General features: G+C 70.6%; 25 protein-coding genes. 14 read left to right on the top strand and 11 right to left on the bottom strand.

Translation table 11 applies throughout. From position 1 onward, the window contains the following. Positions 1-112 precede the first annotated feature (112 nt). On the top strand, positions 113-850 hold the full coding sequence (locus IEJ02_RS05010; protein ID WP_191063568.1) for an SDR family oxidoreductase: 738 nt from the start codon (positions 113-115) through the stop codon (positions 848-850). Between the two features lie 53 nt (positions 851-903). Here the strand turns inward: IEJ02_RS05010 and pdxA are convergent, their stop codons facing one another. Then, a complete protein-coding gene (gene pdxA / locus IEJ02_RS05005) occupies positions 904-1,917 on the bottom strand; it encodes a 4-hydroxythreonine-4-phosphate dehydrogenase PdxA (RefSeq protein WP_191063567.1) in 1,014 nt (337 codons plus the stop codon). 551 nt (positions 1,918-2,468) lie between these two features. Between pdxA and IEJ02_RS05000 the strand changes: the two genes are divergently transcribed. The 4 genes from IEJ02_RS05000 to IEJ02_RS04985 all read left to right on the top strand — a co-directional run bounded on the left by IEJ02_RS05000 (position 2,469) and on the right by IEJ02_RS04985 (position 6,753). Continuing rightward, positions 2,469-3,449 (top strand): aldo/keto reductase, encoded by a 981-nt coding sequence (locus IEJ02_RS05000; protein WP_191063566.1) that lies wholly within the window; start codon positions 2,469-2,471, stop codon positions 3,447-3,449. Positions 3,450-3,487: 38 nt separating this feature from the next. Then, positions 3,488-4,273, top strand: coding sequence for an HpcH/HpaI aldolase family protein (locus IEJ02_RS04995; protein ID WP_191063565.1), 786 nt, complete (start codon positions 3,488-3,490; stop codon positions 4,271-4,273). Beyond that, complete coding sequence (locus IEJ02_RS04990; RefSeq protein ID WP_191063564.1) at positions 4,273-5,226, top strand: phosphoglycerate dehydrogenase; 954 nt, start codon at positions 4,273-4,275, stop codon at positions 5,224-5,226. The genes IEJ02_RS04995 and IEJ02_RS04990 overlap by 1 nt, the downstream gene beginning before the upstream one ends. A 99-nt stretch (positions 5,227-5,325) precedes the next feature. Next, entirely contained in the window at positions 5,326-6,753 is a 1,428-nt protein-coding gene (locus IEJ02_RS04985) for an Nramp family divalent metal transporter (protein ID WP_191063563.1), read from the top strand. Positions 6,754-6,883: 130 nt separating this feature from the next. Here IEJ02_RS04985 and IEJ02_RS04980 read toward each other — a convergent pair whose 3' ends face one another. Continuing rightward, positions 6,884-8,050, bottom strand: coding sequence for an ROK family transcriptional regulator (locus IEJ02_RS04980; protein WP_191063562.1), 1,167 nt, complete (start codon positions 8,048-8,050; stop codon positions 6,884-6,886). Between the two features lie 167 nt (positions 8,051-8,217). On the opposite strand from IEJ02_RS04980, the gene IEJ02_RS04975 reads away from it, so the two are divergent. Genes IEJ02_RS04975 through IEJ02_RS04960 form a run of 4 tightly spaced genes read left to right on the top strand, consistent with a single transcriptional unit; the run spans position 8,218 to position 12,723 of the window. Then, positions 8,218-9,171, top strand: coding sequence for a carbohydrate ABC transporter permease (locus IEJ02_RS04975; protein ID WP_191063561.1), 954 nt, complete (start codon positions 8,218-8,220; stop codon positions 9,169-9,171). A 16-nt stretch (positions 9,172-9,187) separates the two neighbouring features. Further along, positions 9,188-10,108 carry a carbohydrate ABC transporter permease gene (locus IEJ02_RS04970; RefSeq protein WP_191063560.1) on the top strand — a complete coding sequence of 307 codons (921 nt, stop codon included), beginning with the start codon at positions 9,188-9,190 and terminating at the stop codon, positions 10,106-10,108. A 28-nt stretch (positions 10,109-10,136) separates the two neighbouring features. Further along, on the top strand, positions 10,137-11,462 hold the full coding sequence (locus tag IEJ02_RS04965) for an ABC transporter substrate-binding protein (RefSeq protein WP_191063559.1): 1,326 nt from the start codon (positions 10,137-10,139) through the stop codon (positions 11,460-11,462). Positions 11,463-11,520: 58 nt separating this feature from the next. After that, positions 11,521-12,723, top strand: coding sequence for a Gfo/Idh/MocA family protein (locus IEJ02_RS04960; RefSeq protein WP_191063558.1), 1,203 nt, complete (start codon positions 11,521-11,523; stop codon positions 12,721-12,723). Between the two features lie 76 nt (positions 12,724-12,799). Here IEJ02_RS04960 and IEJ02_RS50265 read toward each other — a convergent pair whose 3' ends face one another. From IEJ02_RS50265 to IEJ02_RS04950, 3 genes are all read right to left on the bottom strand, one after another. Next, positions 12,800-13,870 carry a thiamine pyrophosphate-binding protein gene (locus tag IEJ02_RS50265; RefSeq protein ID WP_317985720.1) on the bottom strand — a complete coding sequence of 357 codons (1,071 nt, stop codon included), beginning with the start codon at positions 13,868-13,870 and terminating at the stop codon, positions 12,800-12,802. Positions 13,871-13,934: 64 nt separating this feature from the next. Beyond that, on the bottom strand, positions 13,935-14,195 hold the full coding sequence (locus tag IEJ02_RS48205; RefSeq protein ID WP_223863396.1) for a thiamine pyrophosphate-binding protein: 261 nt from the start codon (positions 14,193-14,195) through the stop codon (positions 13,935-13,937). 51 nt (positions 14,196-14,246) lie between these two features. Next, the gene (locus IEJ02_RS04950; RefSeq protein WP_191063557.1) at positions 14,247-14,447 is read right to left on the bottom strand and encodes a hypothetical protein; all 201 of its coding nucleotides are present in this window, start codon (positions 14,445-14,447) and stop codon (positions 14,247-14,249) included. Positions 14,448-14,484: 37 nt separating this feature from the next. Here IEJ02_RS04950 and IEJ02_RS04945 point away from each other — a divergent pair, with 37 nt between their 5' ends. The 3 genes from IEJ02_RS04945 (at position 14,485) to IEJ02_RS04935 (ending at position 15,936) form a co-directional block, all read left to right on the top strand. Next, positions 14,485-14,889, top strand: a complete 405-nt coding sequence (locus IEJ02_RS04945) for a hypothetical protein (protein WP_191063556.1) — start codon at positions 14,485-14,487, stop codon at positions 14,887-14,889. Positions 14,890-15,018: 129 nt separating this feature from the next. Beyond that, positions 15,019-15,534 (top strand): VOC family protein, encoded by a 516-nt coding sequence (locus tag IEJ02_RS04940; RefSeq protein ID WP_223863395.1) that lies wholly within the window; start codon positions 15,019-15,021, stop codon positions 15,532-15,534. 228 nt (positions 15,535-15,762) lie between these two features. Further along, complete coding sequence (locus tag IEJ02_RS04935) at positions 15,763-15,936, top strand: hypothetical protein (RefSeq protein ID WP_191063555.1); 174 nt, start codon at positions 15,763-15,765, stop codon at positions 15,934-15,936. Positions 15,937-15,956: 20 nt separating this feature from the next. Here the strand turns inward: IEJ02_RS04935 and IEJ02_RS04930 are convergent, their stop codons facing one another. The 5 genes from IEJ02_RS04930 to IEJ02_RS04910 all read right to left on the bottom strand — a co-directional run bounded on the left by IEJ02_RS04930 (position 15,957) and on the right by IEJ02_RS04910 (position 19,216). After that, on the bottom strand, positions 15,957-16,595 hold the full coding sequence (locus IEJ02_RS04930) for an Rv1733c family protein (RefSeq protein WP_191063554.1): 639 nt from the start codon (positions 16,593-16,595) through the stop codon (positions 15,957-15,959). Between the two features lie 158 nt (positions 16,596-16,753). Then, the gene (locus tag IEJ02_RS04925; RefSeq protein WP_191063553.1) at positions 16,754-17,257 is read right to left on the bottom strand and encodes a hypothetical protein; all 504 of its coding nucleotides are present in this window, start codon (positions 17,255-17,257) and stop codon (positions 16,754-16,756) included. Further along, a complete protein-coding gene (locus IEJ02_RS04920; protein ID WP_191063552.1) occupies positions 17,254-17,622 on the bottom strand; it encodes a TraR/DksA family transcriptional regulator in 369 nt (122 codons plus the stop codon). Before IEJ02_RS04920 ends, IEJ02_RS04925 begins: the two co-directional genes overlap by 4 nt. Before the next feature lie 49 nt (positions 17,623-17,671). Beyond that, positions 17,672-18,001 (bottom strand): TraR/DksA family transcriptional regulator, encoded by a 330-nt coding sequence (locus IEJ02_RS04915; protein WP_191063551.1) that lies wholly within the window; start codon positions 17,999-18,001, stop codon positions 17,672-17,674. Positions 18,002-18,403: 402 nt separating this feature from the next. Continuing rightward, positions 18,404-19,216 (bottom strand): LysR family transcriptional regulator, encoded by an 813-nt coding sequence (locus IEJ02_RS04910; protein WP_191063550.1) that lies wholly within the window; start codon positions 19,214-19,216, stop codon positions 18,404-18,406. 68 nt (positions 19,217-19,284) lie between these two features. Between IEJ02_RS04910 and IEJ02_RS04905 the strand changes: the two genes are divergently transcribed. Next, positions 19,285-20,181: an NAD(P)H-binding protein gene (locus tag IEJ02_RS04905; protein ID WP_191063549.1), complete on the top strand. Its 897-nt coding sequence runs from the start codon at positions 19,285-19,287 to the stop codon at positions 20,179-20,181. Further along, a complete protein-coding gene (locus IEJ02_RS04900) occupies positions 20,178-20,870 on the top strand; it encodes an SDR family NAD(P)-dependent oxidoreductase (RefSeq protein WP_191063548.1) in 693 nt (230 codons plus the stop codon). The genes IEJ02_RS04905 and IEJ02_RS04900 overlap by 4 nt, the downstream gene beginning before the upstream one ends. A gap of 171 nt (positions 20,871-21,041) precedes the next feature. Here IEJ02_RS04900 and IEJ02_RS04895 read toward each other — a convergent pair whose 3' ends face one another. Beyond that, positions 21,042-23,423, bottom strand: a complete 2,382-nt coding sequence (locus IEJ02_RS04895; protein ID WP_191063547.1) for a bifunctional salicylyl-CoA 5-hydroxylase/oxidoreductase — start codon at positions 23,421-23,423, stop codon at positions 21,042-21,044. Positions 23,424-23,426: the final 3 nt, after the last annotated feature.

The raw sequence follows: 23,426 nt of genomic DNA, 5'->3' as shown, positions 1-23,426 counted from the left end.
CGCCTTGCTGAACGGAGGCGTCCCCATTTAGGCTCGGGTAACTGGGGGCGCCCCCAGTTCCACTGTAGGTCATGGTCTGACCTGCGCACATCCCCCTTGGAGGACGTTGGCCATGTCAGGCATCGAAGGCAAGGTCGTGGCCATCACGGGTGCCAGCAGCGGCATCGGAGCGGCGACGGCGACGTACCTCGCCGAGAAGGGCGCCCGGCTGGTGCTCGGGGCCCGGCGGGAAGACCGGTTGCACGCGGTGGTGGACCGGATCACGGCGCGGGGCGGCTCGGCCGTCGGGACCGTCATCGACGTGACGCGCCGCGAAGACCTCAAGCGGCTGACGGACATGGCGGTCAACCGGTTCGGCCGGCTCGATGTCCTGGTCTCCAACGCCGGCGCGATGGCGGTGTCACCGTTCGACGAACTGCGCCAGGACGACTGGGACGCGATGGTCGCGACGCACATCACCGGCCTGCTGAACGGAATCGGGGCGGCACTTCCCGTCTTCCGGCGGCAGCGCTCCGGCCAGTTCGTCAACATCGCCTCCACCGCGGCCTACGTCGTGAAGCCCCCGCAGGCCGTCTACGCCGCCACCAAGACGGCGGTGAAGGTGCTGACCGAGGGGCTGCGGCAGGAGTCGGGACCCGATCTGCGCGTCACCCTCGTCTCACCCGGATTCACCAACACCGAGGGCGTGGGCAAGGGGGCGAGCCCCGAGGCAGCGGCGGCGGCAGTCCGGCAGCGCGACGAGATCGCCATCCCGCCCTCCGCCATCGCGTCCGCGATCGGTTACGCGATCGAGCAGCCCGCCGGCATCGACATCAGCGAGGTCGTCGTCCGGCCCACCGTGCAAGCCTGACGGCCGGGAGGAGGCAGCCACGTCTGACCCGTCCCCCTGCCGGAGGCGGTGGTTCAGGCCGCCGGGGGGACCGGCACCGTGGCCATCTCGGCCGCCTGGCGCAGCGCCTCGACCATGCTGCCCGCCTCCGCCGTGCCCGTTCCGGCGATGTCGAAGGCGGTGCCGTGGTCGACGGAGGTGCGGATCACGGGCAGGCCCACGGTGAGGTTGACACCCGCCTCGATGCCCAGCACCTTGACCGGGCCGTGGCCCTGATCGTGGTACATCGCCACGATCAGGTCGTAGTCGCCGCGTGACGCGAGGAAGAAGGCGGTGTCGGCGGGGAGCGGACCCCGGGCGTCGACGCCGGAGGCGCGCAGTTTCTCCAGGGCCGGGACGATCTTCTCGTCCTCCTCGCCGTGGCCGAACAGGCCGTTCTCGCCCGCGTGCGGGTTGATGCCGCAGACACCGATGACGGGGCTGGGGGTGCCGGCGCGGACCATCGCCTCGTGGCCGCGGCGCACGGTGCGCTCGACGAGGCCGGGCTCGATGCGGTGGACGGCGTCGATCAGGCCGATGTGCGTGGTGACGTGGATGACCTTCACCTTCTCGGTGGAGAGCATCATCGAGACCTCCTCGGTCCCGGTCAGGTGGGCGAGGAGTTCGGTGTGGCCGGGGTAGATGTGGCCCGCGGCGTGCAGCGCCTCCTTGTTGAGGGGTGCGGTGCAGATGGCGTGCACCTCGCCCGCCACGGCGAGTTCGGCGGCGCGCTCGATGTACGCGTACGCGGCGTCCCCCGCGACCCGCGACAGCTTGCCCCAGGGCAGATCGGCGGGGAGCAGGCCGAGGTCGACCACGTTGACGCGGCCGGGTGTGAACCCGGCGTCGCGCGGGTGGTCGACGGCCGTGATCTCGCAGTCCAGGCCGAGGACGCGGGCGGCCTCGCGCAGCCGCCGCGCGTCACCGATGACGACGGGGCGGCACCGGGTCAGGACGGCGTCGTCGAGCAGGGCCGCGACGACGACCTCGGGGCCGATACCGGCACCGTCGCCCATGGTGACGGCGATGAGGGGGAGGGGGGTGGGCATGTGAACAACTCCTAGGCGGGAGGCGGGGGCGGACGGTGAGGGTCGGGTGGCTGCCGTGGAGGCAGCCGGACGGGGCCGCGGCGCGACAGCGATGCGCGGCGGCGAGTCCCCGGCACCGTCGATGGACAACACGGTCAGGCCCAGTGAGGATCATGGCATAAGCTGCGTGAACTGCGCGACAGATCTTGCGTGATTTACGCAACCGTGCGAGCGTTCCCATGGCGCCGACGGCCGTCACCCGTGGACCGTCTCGCCATCGTGGACGCGAGGCGGACCGGCTTACCCAGCGGATCGCATCGCACCACACTCGGCCGCCGCGCGGCGCGTCGCCGGAAACCGCCGCGGCGACCGGTCGAGGCCACACAGCCGCACGGCGCCATGTTCGATGCGCACATCACGCATGTGATCGCCTACGAGTACGACCGCACCACCTGTCTTACCTGCACCACCGGCACCACGCACCACCCGCACCACACGCCACCCCACCACGCAACGTCCGCACCACCCGCACCACGCACCACCCGCACCGCCCGCCCTGGAAGGAACCCGCCTTGACCGTCGGCCTCGCACTCCCGCACGTGCCCGTCCCGTTGTCCCCTCTCGTCCTCGGGACGATGACCTTCGGCGACACCGCCGACCGCGCGACGGCCGCCGCGATGGTGGACGCCGCGCTCGACGCGGGCATCACCGGCGTGGACACCGCCAACGGCTACGCGGGCGGCGAGAGCGAGCGCATCCTCGCCGAGCTGCTGCCAGGCCGCCGCGACCGGGTGGTGCTCGCCACCAAGGCCGGCATCCCGCACCCCGACCAGGGCGAGCACGCGCCGCTTTCCCCCGAGGGCCTGCGCGCCGCGCTCGACGGGAGCCTGGGACGCCTGGGCACCGACCACGTCGACCTCTTCTACCTGCACCAGCCGGACCGCCGCACACCGCTCGCCGAGACCCTGGCGACCGTCGCCGAGTTCGTCCAGGCGGGCAAGGTCCTCGCCCTCGGCGTCTCCAACTTCGCCGCCTGGCAGATCGCCGAGCTGAACCGCGTGGCCGACGAGGTCGGCGCCCCCCGCCCCGTCGTCGCCCAGCAGCTCCACAACCTCCTCGCGCGCCGCATCGAGGAGGAGTACGTCGAATTCGCCGCCACCACCGGACTGCGCACGGTGGTCTACAACCCGCTCGGCGGCGGCCTGCTGACCGGCCGCCACCGCTTCGATCAGGTCCCGGCGGGCGGGCGCTTCGGCGACTCCAAGGTGGCCGCGATGTACCGCGAGCGGTACTGGAACGAGGAGGTGTTCCAGGCCGTCACCGACCTCACCCGCATCGCCTCCGGGGCGGGCCTGCCGCTGACCGACCTGGCCCTGCGCTGGCTGCTGTCCCGGCCCTCCACCGACGCGCTGCTGCTCGGCGGCTCCAAGGTCGAGCACCTGAAGGCCAACATCGCCGCCGCGTCCGAAGGCCCGCTGCCCGCGGACGTCCTGGCCGCCTGCGACGAGGTCGGCGCCCGGCTGCGCGGCCCGATGCCCGCCTACAACCGCTGATCCGCCGCCCACCTCACCCCGTCGCAAGGGAGACCCCCATGGCCGCCGGCCGCACCTCCGCCCAGTTCATCGCCGCACTGCGCAATCGCGAGCAGCTCATCGGCTACTGGTCCCTGCTGGACTCGCCGATCGCCGCCGAGCGCCTCGCCCGCGTCGGCTACGACTACCTGGCCTTCGACGCCCAGCACGGCCTCTTCGGCTACCAGGGCATGCTGAACAACCTCCTCGCCACCGACACCAAGGGCAGCACCGCCGTCGGCATGGTGCGCGTCGAGGCCAATGACCTCACCTACATCGGCAAGGCGCTCGACGCGGGGGCGAGCGCCGTGATCGTCCCGATGATCGACACCGCCCAGGACGCCGCCGACGCCGTGGCCGCCGTCCGCTACCCGCCGCTGGGCCGCCGCTCGTACGGCCCGATGCGCGCCCAGCTCCGCATCGGCCCGAACCCGGCCGACGCGCACGACCAGACCGCCGTCCTTGCGATGATCGAGACGGCCGACGGCCTGGCCAACGTCGAGGAGATCTGCGCGACCCCCGGCCTGGACGGCGTCTACATCGGCCCGTCCGATCTGCGCCTGGCCATCGGCGGCGCGACGTCCACCGACCCTTCCGTACAGGAGGAGTTCGAGCAGGCCCTCACCCGCGTCCGCGAGGCGGCCGAGGCGGTAGGCATCGCGGCCGGCATTCACAACGCCGACGGCGAGAGCGCCGCCCGTCGCCTCGCCGAGGGTTTCACGTTCGCGACGGTCGCGGCCGACGTCGTGCACCTCCAGCAGATCGCGACATCCCACCTCCGGGCGGCACGCGGCGAGGCCCGCTGATGCCGACCACGCTCATCACGACGCCCACCTTCGCCCGGCATTCGGCGCGGCCCTGGCAGATCCTGGAGGAGGCCGGAGCCGGTCCCCTGCGTCCCCGCGAGGACGCGGCGCTGCCCACCGCCGAGCTCCTGGCGCACGCGGCCGAAGCGGACGCGCTGATCGTCGGCATGGACCCCATCACCGCCGAGGTGATGGATGCCGCACCCCGCCTCAAGGTGATCGCCAAGCACGGTGTCGGCGTCGACACCATCGACGTGGCCGCCGCCCACGCGCGCGCGATCCCCGTGGTGTGCGCCCCGGGCAGCAACTCGCGTGCGGTGGCGGAGTACACCTTCGGCCTGTTGCTGTCCGCGACCCGCTCCCTGACCGCCTCGCACACCGCGGTGGCGGCGGGCGGCTGGCCGAAGCTGTTCGGCCCCGAACTGCACGGCAAGACGCTGGGCATCGTCGGCTTCGGCCGCATCGGCCGCCTGCTGGCCGGCTACGCCCGTGCCTTTGGGATGGACCTGCTCGCCCACGACCCGTACGTCTCCGAGGCCGACATCCGCGCCCATGGCGCCGAACCGGTCGCGCTCGACGCCCTGCTGGAGCGCGCCGATGCCGTCAGCCTGCACACTCCGCCCGACCCGTCCGGCACCCCGCTGCTCGACCGCTCCCGCCTGGCGGCGATGAAGCCGGGCGCGATCCTGGTCAACGCCGCGCGCGGCGGCCTCGTCGACGAACGCGCGCTCGCCGACCTGCTCGGCTCCGGGCACCTCGGGGCCGCGGCCCTCGACGCGTTCGGCACCGAACCGCTGCCCGCCGGCCACCCGCTGCGCGAGGCCCCGCGCACCCTCCTCACCTCCCACATGGCCGCCTGCACGCCCGAGGCCAACCAGGCCATGGGCGCGATGGTGGCCGAGGACGTCGTCCGCGTACTGGCGGGTGAGGAGCCGCACCACCCAGCGCGCTGAGGCACCGCGGCACCCGGCACCACGACACGCCCCCCCACACCACCCCTGTCCCCATTCCGGATACCGGCGACGGCGCCGGAAGATCCTCTAAGGACCGATATGTCCACCACGACCGACGGCGCCACGGCGGCGCCGCCACCCGTGCAGGCCGACCCGTACGCGCTGCGCGCCGAAGACGCCCGCCCGGCCCCCGAGACCTTCCGCGGCCGACTGCGCCACCTCGGCCCCGGGCTCGTGCTGTCCGCCGCCGTCGTCGGCTCCGGCGAGCTGATCACCACCACCTCGCTCGGTGCGAAGGCCGGGTTCGCCCTGCTGTGGCTGGTGATCGTCTCGACCGCGGTCAAGGTGTGGGTGCAGATGGAGCTGGCCCGCTGGACCATCCTCAACGGCCGGCCCGCGCTCGACGGCTTCCGCGACGTCGGCCCCCGGATCGGCCGGCTGAGCTGGATCAACTGGCTCTGGATCGGCATGGACTTCGCCAAGATGTTCCAGCGTGGTGGCATCATCGGCGGCACCGCGGCGGCCTGCTCGATCCTGCTGCCGATCCACGGGGCGTCGCTGAGCACATCGTCGCTGACGATCTGGGCCCTCATCGTGACCGGCGCCGCCATCCTCATCCTGCAGACGGGCAAGTACCCCGTCGTCGAGCGGGTCGAGATCGTCGGCATCACCCTCAAGACGATCATCACCTTCGGCCTGGCCCTCGCCCTGCCGTTCACCGCCTTCGGGTACGGCACCGAGCAGCTCGCCGGCGGACTGAGCTTCGAGATCCCCGCGGGCACGGTCGGCATCGCGCTCGCCATGTTCGGCATCACCGGTGTCGGCGCCGACGAGATGACGACGTACACCTACTGGTGTCTGGAGAAGGGCTACGCCCGCTGGACCGGCCCCGACGACGGCAGCGAGCAGCGCGCCCGGCGGGCCGAGGGCTGGCTCAAGGTCATGCGGCTCGACGTGGGCGTCTCCTGGCTCGTGTGCACCATCTGCACCCTGTCCTTCTACGTGATCGGCGCCTCGGTGCTCCACCCGCAGGGCCTGGTGCCCGAGGGCAACGACATGATCACCACGCTGTCGCACATCTACACCGACACGCTCGGCCCATGGGCGGAGTACCTGTTCCTGGCCGGGGCGATCGCCGTCCTCTTCTCGGTCACCGTCGCCTCGTCGGCCAGCGTCCCGCGCCTGTGGACCAACACCCTCGGTCTGCTCGGAGTGATCAACTGGCAGGACATGCGCGTGCGCACGCGCACCATCCGCATCCTCACCTGCTGTCTGCCCCCGGTGTGGATGTGCATCTTCCTGTGGGTCCAGTCCCCGGTCCTGATGGTGCAGATCGGCGGCATCGGCGGTGGCATCTTCCTGCTCGCGGTCGTGGTCGCGGTCTGGCGCCTGCGCTACACCGGCGTCCCGCCCCGCTTCCGCGCCAACCCCTGGCTGACCGCCGCCCTCGTCCTCAGCAGCGTGGCGATCGCCTTCCTCGGGGTGTACGGGGTGCTCGACACGCTCGAGCTCACGCCCGGCAGCTGACCCCGGCGTACCGGCCGTACCGGCCGACTCGCCCTGGGTCCGCTCGCAGGCGCTCCCGCCCGGCTCGCCGGGCGGGAGCGCCTTCCCGTGCCCCTGCGGATCGCCTGCGTGCCTCTCCGGAAACGACGCGTCACGCCTCTGCCGAGCCCAGGACCAGCACCTGGATGGCCAGGACGGCGGCGCCGCGGGCCCAGTCGTGGAAGTCGGAGACCTTGGTTTCGAGGTTGACCTTGTCGGCCTGGGGATGGCGGTTGGCGAGGATGGCCTCCTCCACCGCCGTCCCGGCCACGTCGACCAGGCCCACGCCCTCGCCGGCCAGCAGAATCTTCTGGGGCATCGCGAAATTGGCGATCTGGGAGACGATCGTGCCGAGGGCCCGGGCCGCCTCGTCCACGACCCGGGCGGCCATGGGCTCGCCATCGGCGGCGAGGCCGAGGATCTCCTCGTACGTCATCTCCCGGCCGGTGGCGGCCTGGAGCTGGTAGCGGATGCTGGGGATGGTCAGCAGGGAGACGGCGCTGCCCCGCTCTCCGTACGGGGTGAGCGGGCCGTGGCGATCGACCATCCAGTGCCGTCCCCGGCCGCTCAGCCCGTCCTCGGAAGAGACCACCCGCCGGCCGCCGCTGACCAGTCCGTACCCCAGTCCGGCCCCGATGGTGAGCACCGCGAACCGGTCGAGGCCGCGGCCCGCGCCGAACCAGCACTCGGCCTCGACCAGCGCCGCCACGTCGTTCTCGACGACCGTCGGCAGCCCCGTCCGCTCCTCGACCAGTTCGGCCAGTGGCACCTCGTCCCAGTCGAGGAAGGGCGACCGGATGACGACCGAGCGGTCCCGGACGCCGGCCCCCACCCCGATGCCGATCCCGGCCGCCCGGGGATGGGCCCGGGTGAACTCCCGCGTCATCTCGCGCAGCAGATCGACGACCACCGCGGGCTCGTGCGTGGCCAGCCGCCGCTCGGCGCGGGCCATGATGTCGCTGCGGAGCGTGGTGACGACCCCGTACACCATGTCCTCGGTGATCTTGAAGCCGATGAAGAGCCGGGACTCGGCGACCATGTCCAGCGGCTGCGAGGGCCGTCCCTGCCGCACCTCCGCCAATGCGGCGCCTTCGGTGCCCTTCTCGACCAGCAGACCCGATTCGATCAGCGGCTTGGTCAGCCGGGTGAGGCTGCCCGCCGAGAGGTTGAGCCGACGGGCGAGTTCGGTGCGCGACAGCGGACCGTGCACGAGCACCTCGATCGCCACCGCACGTTCCCCGGGGCTCAGCGGCAGCCAACTGGCGTCAAGGGTGGTCATGAGAGGCCAGATCCTCCACTTTTTCTTTTGCTTCGGAACTAATAGGGTCACTCTACGTTGCTACAAGGTGCCGCGAAAGGATGCTTGCACGACTCTTGACGACACGATTCTTTCGCGTCAAAAGTAAGTGGGGTTCGAGGACGAGCCGCAGACGAAAGAGTCCCCTGATGACCGTCGCCTCCAGCAGCCCTCCCGCGCGCCTGCGCCGCGCCGGGGGAGCCGCATCGAAACTCAAGATCCGCAGAGCCCGGGAAGCCGGTGATGACGGAGCCCTCGCGGTCGTCTTCATCGCTCCTGCCCTGCTGGGCTTCCTGGTCTTCCTGCTCTGGCCGACGCTGCGGGGCATCTATCTGAGTTTCACCCGTTTCAATCTGCTGACTCCGGCCGAGTGGGTGGGCCTCGACAACTATGACAGGATGATCCGCGACCCCGTCTTCTGGCACTCGCTGGCGGTCACGGTCGAGTACGTGGCCATCAACATCGGTGTGCAGACGGTCGCGGCCCTCGCCGTCGCGGTGCTGCTCCAGCGGCTGACGCAGTCGGCCGTACTGCGGGGCATCGTGCTCACCCCGTATCTGATGTCGAACGTCGTCGCCGGCATCGTCTGGCTGTGGATACTCGACACCCAGCTGGGCATCGGCAACGAGATCCTCCAGGCCCTCGGCTTCGACCGCATTCCATTCCTCGCCGACGAGGCCTGGGCGATCCCCACCATCGCCCTGATCAACGTCTGGCGGCACGTCGGCTACACCGCCCTCCTCCTCTTCGCCGGCCTCCAGGCGATACCGAACGACATGTACGAGGCGGCCAAGGTCGACGGCGCGAGCGAGTGGCGGATGTTCTGGCGGATCACCATGCCACTGCTGCGGCCGGTGCTCGCGGTCGTGCTCATCATGACCGTGATCGGTTCGTTCCAGGTGTTCGACACCGTCGCGGTGACCACCGCGGGTGGTCCCGCGAACGCGACCAACGTCCTGCAGTACTACATCTACGGCGCGGCCTTCGGCCGCTTCCAGTTCGGCTACGCGTCCGCGATGTCCGTCGCCCTTCTGGTCGTGCTCAGCGTGATCACCATCGTCCAGTACCGGCTCACCCGGGCCGGCCAGACCGATCTCGGCTGAGGGGGGAGAGACCGGCATGGTTGCCATGACAACAGCGACACCGGGCGTCCGGCGCGTCCGGCGCAGGCTCTCCTTCGGACGGGCCATGGCCTGGACCGTGATGGGCCTGATCGTCCTCATCACCCTGCTGCCCTTCTACTGGATCCTGCGCACCGCGCTCTCCACCAACCCGGCACTGGCCACCGACCCCGCCAATCCGCTGCCGGTGGACCTCACCGGCGGTGGCTTCGAACGGGCCCTCGGCCTGCAGTCCGCCGAGGAGGCGATCGCACAGGGCGGTGCGGGCAGCGGGCTGGCCTTCTGGCGCTATCTGCTCAATTCGGTGATGGTCTCGACCCTGATCACCGTCTGTCAGGTCTTCTGCTCCTCGATGGCGGCGTACGCGTTCGCGCGCCTCAAGTGGCGGGGCCGGGACAAGGTGTTCGGGCTCTTCCTGGCGGGTCTGATGGTGCCCACGATCTTCACCCTGCTGCCGAACTTCGTGCTCATCAAGCAACTCGGCCTGGTGGACACGTTGCTCGGGATCGCCCTGCCGACGATGTTCATGACGCCGTTCGCGGTGTTCTTCCTGCGGCAGTTCTTCATGAACGTGCCCCGGGAGGTCGAGGAGGCGGCTCTGCTTGACGGCGCAGGAAAGGTGCGGATCTTCTTCCGGGTGCTCCTGCCGATGGCGTCCACCCCCATCGTCACCCTGGCGGTCCTGACCTACATCACCTCCTGGAACGACTACTTCTGGCCGCTGATGGTGTCGTACGGCGACAGCTCGCGGGTCCTCACCGTGGCACTGGCCACCTTCCGGGCGCAGACCCCGCAGACCGGTACCGACTGGTCCGGGCTCATGGCGGCCACCCTCATCGCCGCGCTCCCGATGCTCGCGCTCTTCGGGCTCTTCGCGCGCCGCATCGTCAGCTCCATCGGCTTCACCGGGATCAAGTAGGGGGACAGTGATGCGATTTCGTACGGTCATGACACTGACCGGTGCGCTGGCGCTGTCCCTGGCGACCGGATGCGCCGGGGGCGGACCCGCCGGGTCGTCCAGGAACACGGTGACGTACTGGCTCTGGGACACCAACCAGCTGCCCGCCTACCGGGCTTGCGCGAAGGGCTTCGAGAAGGAGAACCCGGGCCTGAAGGTCAAGATCACTCAGATTGGCTTCGAAGACTACTGGACCAAGCTCACCGCGAGCTTCATCGCGGGCACCCAGCCGGACGTGTTCACCGACCACATCCAGCAGTTCGGGCAGTTCAGCGACCTGAAGGTGCTGGAGCCGCTCGACAACCTGGGCATCGATAAGTCCGACTACCAGCCGGGACTCGCCGACAACTGGATCGGCGAGGACGGCCACCGCTACGGCGCCCCGAAGGACTGGGACACGGTCGCCCTCTTCTACAACAGGAAGATGGCCGAAGCCGCCGGGATCTCCGCCGGGAAGTTCAACACCCTCTCCTGGAATCCCGAGGACGGCGGTACGTTCGAGAAGGCCATCGCGCACCTCACCATCGACAAACACGGCAGGCGAGGCGATGAACCGGGCTTCGACAAGAACAATGTCAAGGTCTACGGCCTGGCCACCGGTGGCGGGGGCGACGCCTCCGGCCAGATCCAGTGGAGCGCCTTCACCGGCTCCGCGGGCTGGTCCTACACCGACAAGAAGCGGTGGGGCACGAAGTACAACTACGACAGCAAGACCTTCCAGTCCGTCATCAAGTGGTACTTCGGGCTGGCGAAGAAGGGCTACCTCGCACCGCTCGAGGTCTACGGCGACACGGCGAACCCGCCCAACGCGCAGATGGCCGCCGGCAAGGCCGCGACAGCCCTCGACGGCGCCTGGCTGCTCTCCACCTACCACGGGGCCAAAGGCCTCGACGTCGGCACCGCCCGCACCCCGGCCGGCCCGACCGGCAAGCGGGCCACGATGATGAACGGCCTGGCCGACTCGATCTCCAGGGCCGCCCACAACAAGGAAGGCGCCAGGAAGTGGGTGAAGTACCTGGCCTCCGACGCGTGCCAGACCGTCGTCGGCAAGTACGGGATCGTCTTCCCCGCCACCCGGGCCGGCACCAAGGCCGCCGTCGCCGCCTATGAGAAGAAGGGCATCGACACCAAGGCCTTCACCCAACCGGTGGCCGACAAAAAGAACTTCACGACCTTCTCGTTCCCGATCACCAACTACGCCGCCGACGTGGAAGCGCTCATGCGCCCCGCGATGCAGGACCTCTACGCGGGCGGCGCGCCCGCGAGCGACCTCGACAGCACCAACAGCCAGATCAACTTCATCCTCAGCCAGTGAACCGGCACCGGCTCGGCCGGCGCATCAGCAACCGTAGACCAGCGAAAGGCATCACCACATGACGTTCTCCCTCGGCATCGTCGGCGCCGGGCAGTTCTCCGGCCAGTTCGCCAAGCTGTTCCTCGCCCACCCGGGCGTCGGCGATGTCCACGTCACCGATCTGCTGCCCGAGCGGGCCGAGCAACTGGCCGCCGCGGAAGGACTGTCGGGCACCTTCCCCTCCTACGAGGCGATGCTGGAGTCGAAGGCGGTCGACGCGGTGGCCATCTTCACCCAGCGCTGGACACACGGCCCGCTCGTACTCCAGGGCCTGAACGCCGGAAAACACGTGTACTCGGCGGTGCCGATGGCGATCAGCCGCGAGGAGATAGCGGCGATCATCGAGGCCGTACGCGCCACCGGCCTGACGTACATGATGGGTGAGACGAGCCAGTACAACCCGGCCACCGTGCACGCCCGCGACCAGATCGCCGCCGGCGCCTTCGGACGGCTCTTCTACGCCGAGGGCGACTACGTACACGACATGGACCTCGGCTTCTACGAGGCCTATCAGTACAGCGGCGGCGAGAACTGGAAGGCGACCGCCAGCTATCCGCCGCTGCTCTACCCGACGCACTCCGTCGGCGGGGTCCTCGGCGCCTGGCAGACGCACGCGGTGAGCGTGTCGGCGATCGGAGTGAAGGACGATCGCGGGGACGGTGTCTTCGACCAGCAGGTCAGCCAGTTCGGGAACGACATCTCCAACGCCACCGCCCTGTTCGAGGTGGCCGGTGGGGGCTCGTTCCGTACGAATGAGTTCCGGCGGGTCGGCTATCCCTCGCACATCCGCGAATCGCGTTTCCGGTTCTTCGGGACGGACGCGAGCATGGAACAGCTCGCCACGGTGAGCTTCTGGCAGGACAAGACGGGGGTCAAGGACATCACGGAGCTGCTGGAGCCCAAGCCGACACTGGCTCCCGACGACCCGTCGCTCGAGCACATCGCGCCCGCCCTGCGTGCCGCCTTCACCTCGGGCTCCGCGCCCGTGCACGACCGGTCGCGGCTGCCCCGGGAGTTCGACCATCTGCACAACGGGCACGAGGGAAGCCATCACTTCCTGGTGGACGACTTCGTGACCGCGGTCAACACCCGCACGCTGCCCTCGGTGAACGCATGGGTCGCGGCCCGCTACACCCTGCCGGGCATCGTGGCGCACGAGTCCGCGCGGCAGGGCGGAGTCCGGTTGGAGATCCCCGACTTCGGGGACGCGCCCGAGAGCTGAGCGGCCGGGGACCGGCTGCCCCTCGGGGCAGCCGGTCAGGTGCCAGGCCGCGGCTCGGCGTGCGGGGTGCGCGCCGTCAGAGGTGCTGCTCCGTGCCGCGGTACGCGCGGTACTCCTCCTGGCCCTCCTGCGCATAGGCCGGGATGGGGAAGTCCCACCAGCCCGGCACCCAGGGCCCGGCCGCGTCCCGGGACGTGGGCACGCTCACGAGCACGGGTTCCTCGAGAGCGACCGCCTTGCGCAGGGTCTCCTCCAGCTCCGCGTCGCTCTCCACCCGGAAGGAGACCAGTCCGAACGCCTCGCCCAGGGCCTTGAAATCCGGGCTGTAGGGCGTGCCGTCGGGGCGGTTGAACTCCGTGCCGATGTGCCGGTTGGTCTGCTTGCGCTGGCCGCCCCGGATCGACATGAAGCCCGAGTTGTCCTGCACCACGAACACCACCGGGATGTCGTTGGTGACGCACAGGCCGATCTCCTGGGCCGTCATCAGGAAGTCACCGTCGCCGAGCACGCAGACCACCGTACGGTCCGGAGCGCCCAGCTTGGCCCCTATGGCGGCGGGCACGGCCCAGCCCATCGAGGAGAAGCCGCCCGAGGTGAGGTGGGTGCGCGGCTCGTAGACGGGAAACGTCTGTTTCACCGCTCCCTGGGTGTTGCCGGAGCCAGCGACGATGATGGCGTCCCGGGGCAGAACCTTGCGCAGGGCCCCCAACGGGCGCTGACAGGTGAAGGGGAAGCGGTCGGAATCGCGGCGCTTGGACAACTGGGCCTCCCACGCCGCGTTCCGCTCCGACAGCTCGGCCTCGTAGACCGAGCGGTCCGGACGGGCCTTGGGCAGCGCGTCGGCGATCTGCTCCACCGTCACCTTGGCGTCGGCGGCGATGCCCACGGTGGCGGGGTAGTTCTTGCCGATCTCCTGCGGGTCGACATCGATGTGGATCAGCCGGGAGTCCGGGATGGAGAACGACACCCCCTTCGCATAGCTGGAAGCCGACCAGTCGGTGAAGCGACACCCCACGGCGATGACCACATCCGCGGACGCGGCGATGGCGTTCCCGGTGGGAGTGCCGGTCTGGCCGACGCTTCCGGCGAAGAGTTCATGGTCCTCGGGGAAGGCGCCCTTGCCGTTCCAGGTCGTGACGACCGGCACCCACCAGTGCTCGCGAGCCGCAGGATCTCCCTTTCCAGGTGGACCGGTCCCGGCCGGCCGGTCTTCATGGCGCTGAAGAGCCGCTGCATGATGAACGGCAGCCGTCCACGCGCTGGGCCACCCAGTGCCGCTTCGACACCGCCTCGGCGACCTTGGGGAAGTCGTTCGCGGTGAAGCGTTCCAGCTCCTGGAGGAGACCGTGGCCGCGCATATGGGTCGGCGGGCCACCGGTGATCAGGATGGTGCTGGTGGAGTCGGTGTAGGCCGTGGCCATACCGATCACGGTGTTGCTCGCCCCGGCGCCGATCGAGGTCACGGCGGCCATGGGCTGTCCGGTTTCTTCAGCGCCTGGGCCACGATTTGCCCACCGGTCAGCTCAGTCATGGATGTGCCCCTCTGCGGGTGCGGTGGTCAGGCGGGTATTCTCCACGGTCTGGATTCCGCGCATCATGTCCAAGGCGTCTCCTTCGGGAGCGTCCGAGTTCCGGTACGGCTTCGCGACCAGAAGGTAGATCAGGCCGGTACCCGCCACGACCAGGAATCCGATCAGCGAGATCCACCGGTCGTAGAAGGCCAAGGCCGGAGTCGCCGGACGGCCTGGCCAGCATGAATCGGTGTTCCAGAAGACCATCGGGGTCAACGACTGGTACAACCCAGGCGGCGACAACCATTACCCGCTGGGCAATGTGCAGGGGCTGGGCAAGCTCCAGGGCGCCATGGTCAAGAACGCCCGCCGGATGATCCCCAAAGCCATCCTGGACGCGGTCACCCACCGCACCCTCGACCTCTTCCTGCAGACCGAGGACCTGCCGCTGACGGAGAACCGGGTCACGCTGGGCTCCGACGGCCGGCTCGTCCTGGCCCGCAGGGCCACCAATCTTTCCGCACACCGGGAACTGGTCAAACGGATGAAGGCGGTATCCCGCAAGGCGGGCTATCCCTCGGTGGCGGTGAACCCGGCGCTCACCGTCGCGTCCCTCGCCCTCCGGGTCGCGGAGTCGGGACAGCTCACCGCCTGACCGGCCACCACCCCGGCTCATCCGCCCGGCTCATCCCCTGGCCACCTTCCGCCGCCACCCGCACCCCGCGGGCACGAACCACAGGAGCACACCATCGCCACCACCACACCGAACGGCGGTATTCCCACCTTGCGGTCCGTCGACCATGTCGCCCTCACGGTGCCCGACCTCCACCAGGCGATCGCCTTCTTCGTCGAACACGTAGGTGGTGAACTCGTCTTCCTCGGCGGCCCCTTCGCGGACGACGAAGGTGACGGCATGACCCGCCGGCTCAATGTGCACCCAGAGGCCACGTGCACCCTCGCGATGGTACGGCTGGGACGCATCAATCTGGAGCTGTTCGAGTACAGCGCCCCCGAGCGGTCGACGACACAACCGCGCAACAGCGACATCGGGGGGCACCACCTCGCCCTCTATGTCGACGATGTCGACGCGGCCCGCGCGTATCTGTCGTCCGTTCCGGGCGTCACGCTGATGGACGGGCCGAACGGGGTCGCGGAGAACTCGCCGGTGGCGGGCCAGCGGTGGTTCTACTTCACCACCCCGTGGGGGCTTCAGATGGAGATCACCTCTTGCCCCGACGGCACGTTCTACCGGGGGCGCCCCGGCGAGCGGATGGCTCCGCCCGCGGAACGCCGGGGCTGAGTCGATTACCGGAGCCCCTTGGCCCATAGCGAGCGGGTCCTCGCGGGCGGCGCTGCGGCCAGACCGGGTGCCGAGTAGACCTCGCCGGGGCGCGGTTCGCCGGAGATCAGCGCAGCGCGCAGGCCGAAGACGCCCTCGATCCAGCGCTCGCCGCGTGGGTGGCGAGGGCGCGTGGCAGGGCGCGCACCACGTTTTGGAAACCGGCGACCGTGTGGTCCACCGCGAGCTGTGTCCGAGACGGTCGACTACTTCGAGACGGTCGACTACTTCGTCCTCGACCGGGCCGCGGCCGGCGACGACAACCTGACCGACATGAACTGCTGGTTCGGCGAGGTGGACATCTGGGCCGACCAGCGCGCGGGCACATCGGACTACACCTGTGAGGGTCCCCTCCGCGGCTGACGTGCCACCAGCATTGTGGCTCAGGGCGACGTGGTCCAGCGTGGCGCGGTCTCGGCCCACTCGGTGTCCCACTCGGCGAGATTGCGCCGGCGCAGGACCACGGCGGCGCAGCGGTAAGCGGCGACACCGGCGAGGGTCACGGTCAGGAAGGCCACCAGCGCCCAGCCCATGGTGCGGCTGCGGATCTGTTCGGGGGGCATGGGAGGCTCGGCGATCGCTCCGTCCGCGTCGACCCAGACGTGGACGGAGCTGCCCGCGTTCAGCCCGGGCAGGACGTCGGCCTCGGCGGTGCGGGTCCGTCCGTTCGGGTCGGTGAAGCGGACCGTGGCCGGGTAGCGGTTCTCCCTCGCCTCCGCCGATCCGGGCTCCGGGTGATCGGGGGCGTCGTGGGTGAGGACGGCGGTGGTGAGGCGCAGGGTCTGTCGCTGGTGTTCGGCGGCCGCGCGGTAGTGGCGGTGGGCGGCGTCACCGGCGGCGTACATGGCACCGAGCCCCAGGAGCGGCACGAGCAGCAACAACGCCAGCGCGATCCGGGCCTGGAGGCGGTCGGTGCACCGGTACAGCGGATTGTGCCGCCAGCGCCACAGCGACAGGGGATGCACGAGCCCGTGGTGCGGGGGGTCGGGGGGTGGCTGCGCGGGAGGTATCACGCCGGACACGGTGGTTCTCCTTCCAGGACAGGGGGATGACCGCGACCGGGTGCGGAGGGCGCGGTCGCGGCACGCCAACGGGCGTACGGGAATGGCGCACAGGAGACCCCGGCCGGTGGGGCGGCGGGGTCGGCGGGTCGGCGGGGTCGGCGGAAGAGCGAGCCGGGTCAGGGCGGGGACGTGCCACTGGCCGACGGATGGCCGTGCGCGGCCTGAAGGTACTTGACGGCGCCGCGGAGCGCGGCGGTGTGCGGTGCGGGAACCGCCCGCAGAGGCGCGTGGGTGCCGCCGACGGTCAGGACCGCGCGCGGGCGCAGCACCTCCACGGCGGTGCGGGCGCGTTCCCGGAAGGCGGGGCCGTCCAGTACGGGCGCGGTGACCACCACCAGCGGGCGGGTGAGCCGGGGCAGGCGGTGGCTGAGCAGCCGGTCGAGCATCCGGGCCGTTCCGGGGACGTCGACGATGGCGCCGCGCTGGATCGGGTACACCGCCCCGGCACCGGGGAAGGTGATGGTGGGCACGTCGAGGACCATGCCGCGGCCGGCGAGCCAGGCGCGGGTGCGGGCGCTGCCCAGGTCGAGGGCGAGGCCGCAGCAGTGCCGGCACGATGGCCAGGGCCGGTGCCGGGGCCCGGCGGGGGAGCCGGTCCGGAAGCGGCGGAGGACGGTCATCGCCCGGCCTCCCGCACCTGCTGGCACCGTGCGCAGTAGCGGGCCTGCGGAACGATCATCAGGCGTTCGCGTTCGACGGGGCGACGGCACAGGTGGCACATGCCGTAGCGGCCCTCGGCGATGCGTCCCAGCGCCGCCTCCACATCGGCGAGGACCATGCGCGCGGAGGCGGCGACTTTGACGTCCACTTCGGCCTGTGCCGCGGAGTGCCGCCGGAGAAGGTCCTCGGCGCGGGGCGGCGCGGCGATCTGCCGCAGCTGTTCCTGGCGGAACAGGCGCTGTTCGTGGAGGTTCTCCCGCAGCGCGGCAAGGTCCTCTGGCGATAGGTGCGCGGCCGGGTTGTCGATGGTCTGGTGGTTCACCACTTCACCCCTTTGAGCAGGGCGGAGACGAAAACGGGTCGGATGGGGAGGGTCAGGCGGTGGCGCGGCCCTGGCAGGCGACGCAGTAGCGGGTATAGGGAAGGATCTCCAGGCGTTCGGCGGGGACGGGCTTGGCGCAGCCCCGGCAGGTGCCGTAGGTGCCGTCGTCAACGCGGGCGAACGCCTCGTCGATCTCGGTGAGGACGCGCTGGATCGCCTCCGTCTGCGCGGACACCAGATGGGCGTCCGTGCTCTGGGCGCTCTCGTCGAGGGCGCGCAGCTGGGCCAGGCGGCTGGTGCGGGCGTGTTCCAGGCGCTGGCGGGCCTCATGAGAGGTCAGCCGCCCGGGGCGGGAGCCGGTCTGGGTGGTGTCGAGCGGCACGGTGAGGTCCTTTCTCGAAGAGCGCGCTACGCGCGGCAGTGGCCGCCCGGTGCCGTCGGCCCTGGTCTCCACGACCGCGAGAGGTGGCCGTACCGGACGGCTCGATCACCTTCGACTCTGCTCGACTCGGCGCCGGAAGCCCATCGGGCGCGGACCCCATTTGCCCGGGACGGCGGTGACCACAGGGCGACGGCGGGGAACGGCGCATGGGTACCCGACGACCCCGGAAATGGGGAACGGACCCCATCGACCGCGCGCGGTGCGGGAGGCAGGCTGTGTCGGGCTCGGTCGTGATCAGTCGCGGCGGCTCTCCTCCGTCTTCACCGCCGCCTCACTCACCATCGAGCTGCACCCGCACCGGAAGGCGTAGCACGCGCTGCCGGGCCGGTACGCGCCTTCCCGTCAGGTGGACCGCAGCGTCGCGGTGGCGATCTCCAGGAAGTCGCGCAGCAGTTGCTTCTCGCGCCGGTCCGCGGCGACGGCCAGGCAGGTCTCGGCCCCTGGGGCGTCCGTGACGGGGAGGTGGACGAGGTCGGGGCGGGAGTAGGAGCGCGCGGCGCTGAGGGAGATGAGCGCGATACCGTGCCCGGCGGCGATGAGCTCGAACTTCTCCTCGATGGAGGACATCGGCCGGCTCGCCGCGTCGAGCATCGTCTCGCCGTCGAGGTCGGCGCGGGTGAGCTTCTCGCGGCGGGCCAGCGGGTGCGTCGCGGGCATGCAGGCGACCCTGGGCTCGTGGCCGATGGGGATGGTGCGCAAGCCCGAGGCGTCGAACGGCTGTCGCAGGTATCCGACCTGGGCCCGGCCGTCCCGGAGCGGCGCGTCCGGCTGCCACCAGTGGGCCGGGACGACGTCGGTCTCGACGTCCGGGTAGCGCGATGTGAAGGCCCGGATCGCATCCGACACCCGCAGCCCGGGGGAGAAGGCGACAACGAGGCGCTGGGCGCCCCGTTCTGCGTCGTGTACGCGCCGCACCGCCGCCGCGACCGCCCCGAGGATCCGCTGCGCCTCCTCGTACAGCTGCGTCCCGGCGGCGGTCAGCTCCACGCTGCGGGTGGTCCGTACGAGCAGGGCGCACTCCAACTCCTGCTCGAACGCCTTGATCTGGCGGCTGAGGACCGGCTGGGTGATGAAGAGCTGTTCCGCGGCCCGGCCGAAGTTCCGGTGCTCGGCCACCGCGGCGAAATAGCGGAGCTTGCGCAGATCGAGATCCATGCCCTCAAGGTATCAATTGCCGGGAAAGGTATTGGACGCCACAGGTCGCCCGCCCCGAGACTCACAACATGATCGTCATCACCGCTCCCACCGGCCAGATCGGCAGCCGGGTCATGGGAATCCTGCTCAACGAGGCCCCCGAGCGCGGCGAAGAGCTGCGTGTCATCGTGCGCGACCCGGGGAAACTCCCCGACGCCGTCCGCACCCGCGTGGACGTCGTCACCGGTTCGCACGGCGACGCCGAGGTCGTCGACCGGGCCTTCGCCGGCGCGGACGCCGTCTTCTGGCTGGCCCCGTCGCACCCGAAGGCGCCGAGTCTGGACGCCGTCTACTCCGGGTTCACCCGCGCCGCCGCGAAGGCGTTCACGGTCCACGGGGTCGGACACGTCGTCGGCGTCTCGGCGCTCGGCCGCGGCACTCCCGTCGCCGGCCGCGCCGGGCATGTGACGGCGTCGCTGGCCATGGACGACCTCATCGCGGGCACCGGCGTGGCCTACCGGGCGCTCGCCTGCCCCAGCTTCATGGACAACCTGCTGCGGCAGGTGGCTTCGATCCGCGACGACGGCGTGTTCACCGACACCGCCGCCGCCGACCGCACGGCACCGATGGCCGCCACCGGAGACATCGCCGCGGCCGCCGCCGGTCTGCTGCTCGACCGCTCGTGGACGGGCACGGGCGAGGTCCCGGTGCTGGGTCCCGAGGACCTTTCGGCGAACGACATGGCGCGCATCATGTCCGAGGTGCTCGGCCGCCCGATCCGCTACCAGCGGCAGTCGCTGGAGGACCTGCGCGCCGCACTCACCGGGCGCGGCATGGGGAACGCGCTCGTGGAGGGCTACGTCGACATGATGCGCGCCAAGGACGACGGCATCGACCAGGGTGTGCGGCGCACCCCCGAGACCGCCAGTCCGACGACCTTCCGCCAGTGGTGTGAAGAGGTCCTCAAGCCGGCGGTCCAGGCATGAACGCTCCCAGGACCGCTCTCATCATCGGCGCGTCCCGCGCCCTCGGACTCGGCCTCGCCACCGAGTACGCGCACCGCGGCTGGAACGTCATCGGCACCGTCCGGGGCGAGCGGCGCACCGGCCTCCACGACCTGGCCGAGGCGTCCGAGGGCCGGGTCACGGTCGAGTCGGTGGACATGACGGAGCCGGACGAGGTCGCCGCGCTGCGCGAGCGCCTGGCGGAGCACACGCTCGACCTGCTGTTCGTCAACGCCGCCATCACCAGGGGCGACGTTCCGATCGGCGACGTACCGACGGAGATGTTCACCGAGGTCATGGTCACGAACGCGCTCAGCCCGATGCGCGTGGTCGAGTCCCTCCGCTCGCTGGTCACCCCGACCGGGACCATCGGCGTCATGTCCTCGCGCCAGGGCAGCCTCGGTCTGAACACCAAGGGCGGCCAGGACGTCTACCGCGCCAGCAAGTCCGCCCTGAACCAGCTGATGCGCAGCTACGCCGCCCGGTACGCCGAAGCCGCGCACACGCTGCTGCTCATGTGCCCTGGCCACGTCCGCACCGAACTCGGCGGACCGGACGCACCGTTGACCATCGGCCAGTCCATCCCGGGCGTGGTGGACACGATCGACCGCCACAGCGGCGAACCGGGCCTGAAGTTCCTCAACTACCAGGACCAGCCCGTGCCCTGGTAGCGGGTCAGGGCGGGGCCTTGGCCCGGATGCGGTCGGTGCCGGCCTCGGCGGTCAGCGCCACGCCCTCCTCGACGCCGATCACGCAGGTGGTGGCCCGAGGCGTCGGTGTCCGACCACTTCACGCGGGACCGGTGGACGACACGGGCGAAGCCGCCGGTGCCGTTCACACTCTCAGGAGACCGGGGCCGGTTCACGGGTCGGGGTCCAGCGCAGATGAACGGCCTGGTCGGCGGGGTCGGGCCGGAGCAGTGACAGTCGGGGCCGTACGGCGTCGGTGCGGGCGGCCGGGGGTTTCCGGCTGCCCGCGCGGAACTGCACCGGCCATGTGGCGCCCGGGCCCTGGTACTCCTGCTCGGCCGCGGCGTGCAGGGTCCAGTGCGGGTCGTACAGATGGGTGCGGCCCACGGCGCACAGATCGGCGCGGCCCGCCAGCAGGAGTGAGTTGACGTCATCGTAGGAGGCGATCGCGCCCACCGCGATGACCGCGGCGCCGGTGGCGGCGGCGGCCTCGTGACGGATGCGGTCGGCGAACGGGGTCTGGTAGGAGCGGCCGAAGGCGGGGCGCTCGTCCTTGGTGACCTGGCCGGAGGAGACGTCGATGGCGTCCGCGCCGTGGGCGATGAACGCGCGGGCGATCTCGACGGCGTCGTGTTCGGTGTTGCCGTCCGGCACCCAGTCGGTGGCGGAGATGCGCACGATCATCGGCCGTTCGGCGGGCCATGCCTCCCGCACGGCGTCGAAGACCTCCAGCGGGAAGCGCAGCCGGTTCTCCAGCGGGCCGCCGTACGCGTCGGTGCGGCGGTTGGCGATCGGGGAGAGGAAGGACGACAGCAAGTAGCCGTGTGCGCAGTGCAGTTCGAGCAGGTCGAACCCGGCCTCGGCGCCCCGGCGGGCCGCGGCCACGAAGTCGGCTGCGATCCGGTCCATGTCGGCGCCGGTGAGCTCGCGCGGCACGGCGGAGCCGGGGCCGTACGGCAGCGGGGACGGGCCGACGACCTCCCAGTTGCCCTCCGGCAGCGGGTCGTCCATGCCCTCCCACATCAGCCGGGTGGATCCCTTGCGGCCCGAGTGGCCGAGCTGGAGGCCGATACGGGCGGTGCTCCGCTCGTGGACGAAGGAGACGATCCGCCGCCAGGAATCGCGCTGCTGGTCGTTCCACAGGCCGGTGCAGCCGGGGGTGATGCGGCCCTCGGGCGAGACGCAGACCATCTCCGTCATCACCAGTCCGGCGCCGCCCATGGCCTTGGAGCCGAGGTGGACGAGGTGGAAGTCGCCGGGCACGCCCTCGACGGCGGAGTACATGTCCATCGGGGAGACGATCACCCGGTTCTTCAGCTCCAACTCACCGAGTCGGTACGGCTGGAACATCGCCGGTGCGGTATTGCCCAGCCCTTGTGCCGTGGCGAAGGCGGCATCCACGCGGTCGGCGAACTCCGGGTCGCGGGTGCGGAGGTTGTCATAGGTGATGCGGCGCGAGCGGGTGAGGAGGTTGAAGCAGAACTGGGTCGGCTCCTGGTCGACGTACATGCCGATGTTCTCGAACCACTCCAGTGAGGCCTGCGCGGCCCGCTGGGTGGACTCCACGACCGGGCGCCGCTCGGTCTCGTACGCGGTCAACGCGCCTTCGGTGTCGGGGTGTTCGTGGAGGCAGGCGGCGAGGGCGAGCGCGTCCTCCATGGCCAGCTTGGTGCCCGAGCCGATGGAGAAGTGCGCGGTGTGGGCGGCGTCTCCGATGAGCACGAGGTTGCCGTGGTGCCAGCGCTCGTTGCGTACGGTCGTGAAGTTCAGCCACTTGGAGTTGTTGGCGAACACCTCGTGGCCGTCGAGTTCCTCGGCGAACAGCTCGCGGACGCGGGCGACGGCCTGCTCGTCGGAGGCGCCCGGGGGGAAGCCGGTTCCCTCGGTGGCGTCGAAGCCGGCCCGCCGCCAGACGTCCTCGTGCATCTCGACGATGAAGGTGGAGCCGGTGGCGGAGTAGGGGTAGCCGTGCACCTGCACGACCCCCCAGTCCGTCTGCTTGACGAAGAACTGGAACGCCTCGAAGACCCGGTCCGTGCCGAGCCACATGTACTTGCTGTGCCGACGGTCCAGGGAGGGGCGGAAGGCGTCCGAATGAGCCGTCCGTATGGGGGAGTTGACCCCGTCGGCCCCCACTACGAGGTCGTACGAGGCACGCAGTTTCCCGGTGTCCGGGGCGAGGGTGGAGAAGTGGACGGTGACGCCGAGATCGTGGCAGCGCTCCTGGAGCAGGCGGAGCAGTTCCTTGCGGCTCATGGCGGCGAAGCCCTGGCCGCCGACGGTGTGGCTCTGGCCCCGGTAGTGGATGTCGATGTCGGTCCAGCGGGCGAAGCGCCGGGCCATGGCCTCGGCGATGGTGGTGTCGGCGTTCTCGATGCCACCGAGGGTCTCGTCGGAGAAGACGACGCCGAAGCCGAAGGTGTCGTCGGGGGCGTTGCGCTCCCAGACGGTGATCTCGTGGGCGGGGTCGAGTCGTTTCATCAGGGCCGCGAAGTACAGCCCGCCGGGACCCCCGCCGACAATGGCGATTTTCAAGGG

It is taken from the genome of Streptomyces sp. 5-10, assembly GCF_014712245.1.
GTDB lineage: Bacteria > Actinomycetota > Actinomycetes > Streptomycetales > Streptomycetaceae > Streptomyces > Streptomyces violaceusniger.
This window is presented reverse-complemented; position numbering and strand designations above follow the sequence as displayed.

What these genes read in the sequence shown, in the direction of transcription:
- IEJ02_RS05010 (WP_191063568.1), top strand. Translation starts at nt 113, where the DNA reads ATGTCAGGCATCGAAGGCAAGGTCGTGGCCATCACGGGTGCCAGCAGC.
- pdxA (WP_191063567.1), bottom strand. Translation starts at nt 1,917, where the DNA reads ATGCCCACCCCCCTCCCCCTCATCGCCGTCACCATGGGCGACGGTGCC.
- IEJ02_RS04995 (WP_191063565.1), top strand. Translation starts at nt 3,488, where the DNA reads ATGGCCGCCGGCCGCACCTCCGCCCAGTTCATCGCCGCACTGCGCAAT.
- IEJ02_RS04990 (WP_191063564.1), top strand. Translation starts at nt 4,273, where the DNA reads ATGCCGACCACGCTCATCACGACGCCCACCTTCGCCCGGCATTCGGCG.
- IEJ02_RS04985 (WP_191063563.1), top strand. Translation starts at nt 5,326, where the DNA reads ATGTCCACCACGACCGACGGCGCCACGGCGGCGCCGCCACCCGTGCAG.
- IEJ02_RS04980 (WP_191063562.1), bottom strand. Translation starts at nt 8,050, where the DNA reads ATGACCACCCTTGACGCCAGTTGGCTGCCGCTGAGCCCCGGGGAACGT.
- IEJ02_RS04975 (WP_191063561.1), top strand. Translation starts at nt 8,218, where the DNA reads ATGACCGTCGCCTCCAGCAGCCCTCCCGCGCGCCTGCGCCGCGCCGGG.
- IEJ02_RS04970 (WP_191063560.1), top strand. Translation starts at nt 9,188, where the DNA reads ATGGTTGCCATGACAACAGCGACACCGGGCGTCCGGCGCGTCCGGCGC.
- IEJ02_RS04965 (WP_191063559.1), top strand. Translation starts at nt 10,137, where the DNA reads ATGACACTGACCGGTGCGCTGGCGCTGTCCCTGGCGACCGGATGCGCC.
- IEJ02_RS04960 (WP_191063558.1), top strand. Translation starts at nt 11,521, where the DNA reads ATGACGTTCTCCCTCGGCATCGTCGGCGCCGGGCAGTTCTCCGGCCAG.
- IEJ02_RS48205 (WP_223863396.1), bottom strand. Translation starts at nt 14,195, where the DNA reads ATGGCCGCCGTGACCTCGATCGGCGCCGGGGCGAGCAACACCGTGATC.
- IEJ02_RS04925 (WP_191063553.1), bottom strand. Translation starts at nt 17,257, where the DNA reads ATGACCGTCCTCCGCCGCTTCCGGACCGGCTCCCCCGCCGGGCCCCGG.
- IEJ02_RS04910 (WP_191063550.1), bottom strand. Translation starts at nt 19,216, where the DNA reads ATGGATCTCGATCTGCGCAAGCTCCGCTATTTCGCCGCGGTGGCCGAG.
- IEJ02_RS04905 (WP_191063549.1), top strand. Translation starts at nt 19,285, where the DNA reads ATGATCGTCATCACCGCTCCCACCGGCCAGATCGGCAGCCGGGTCATG.
- IEJ02_RS04900 (WP_191063548.1), top strand. Translation starts at nt 20,178, where the DNA reads ATGAACGCTCCCAGGACCGCTCTCATCATCGGCGCGTCCCGCGCCCTC.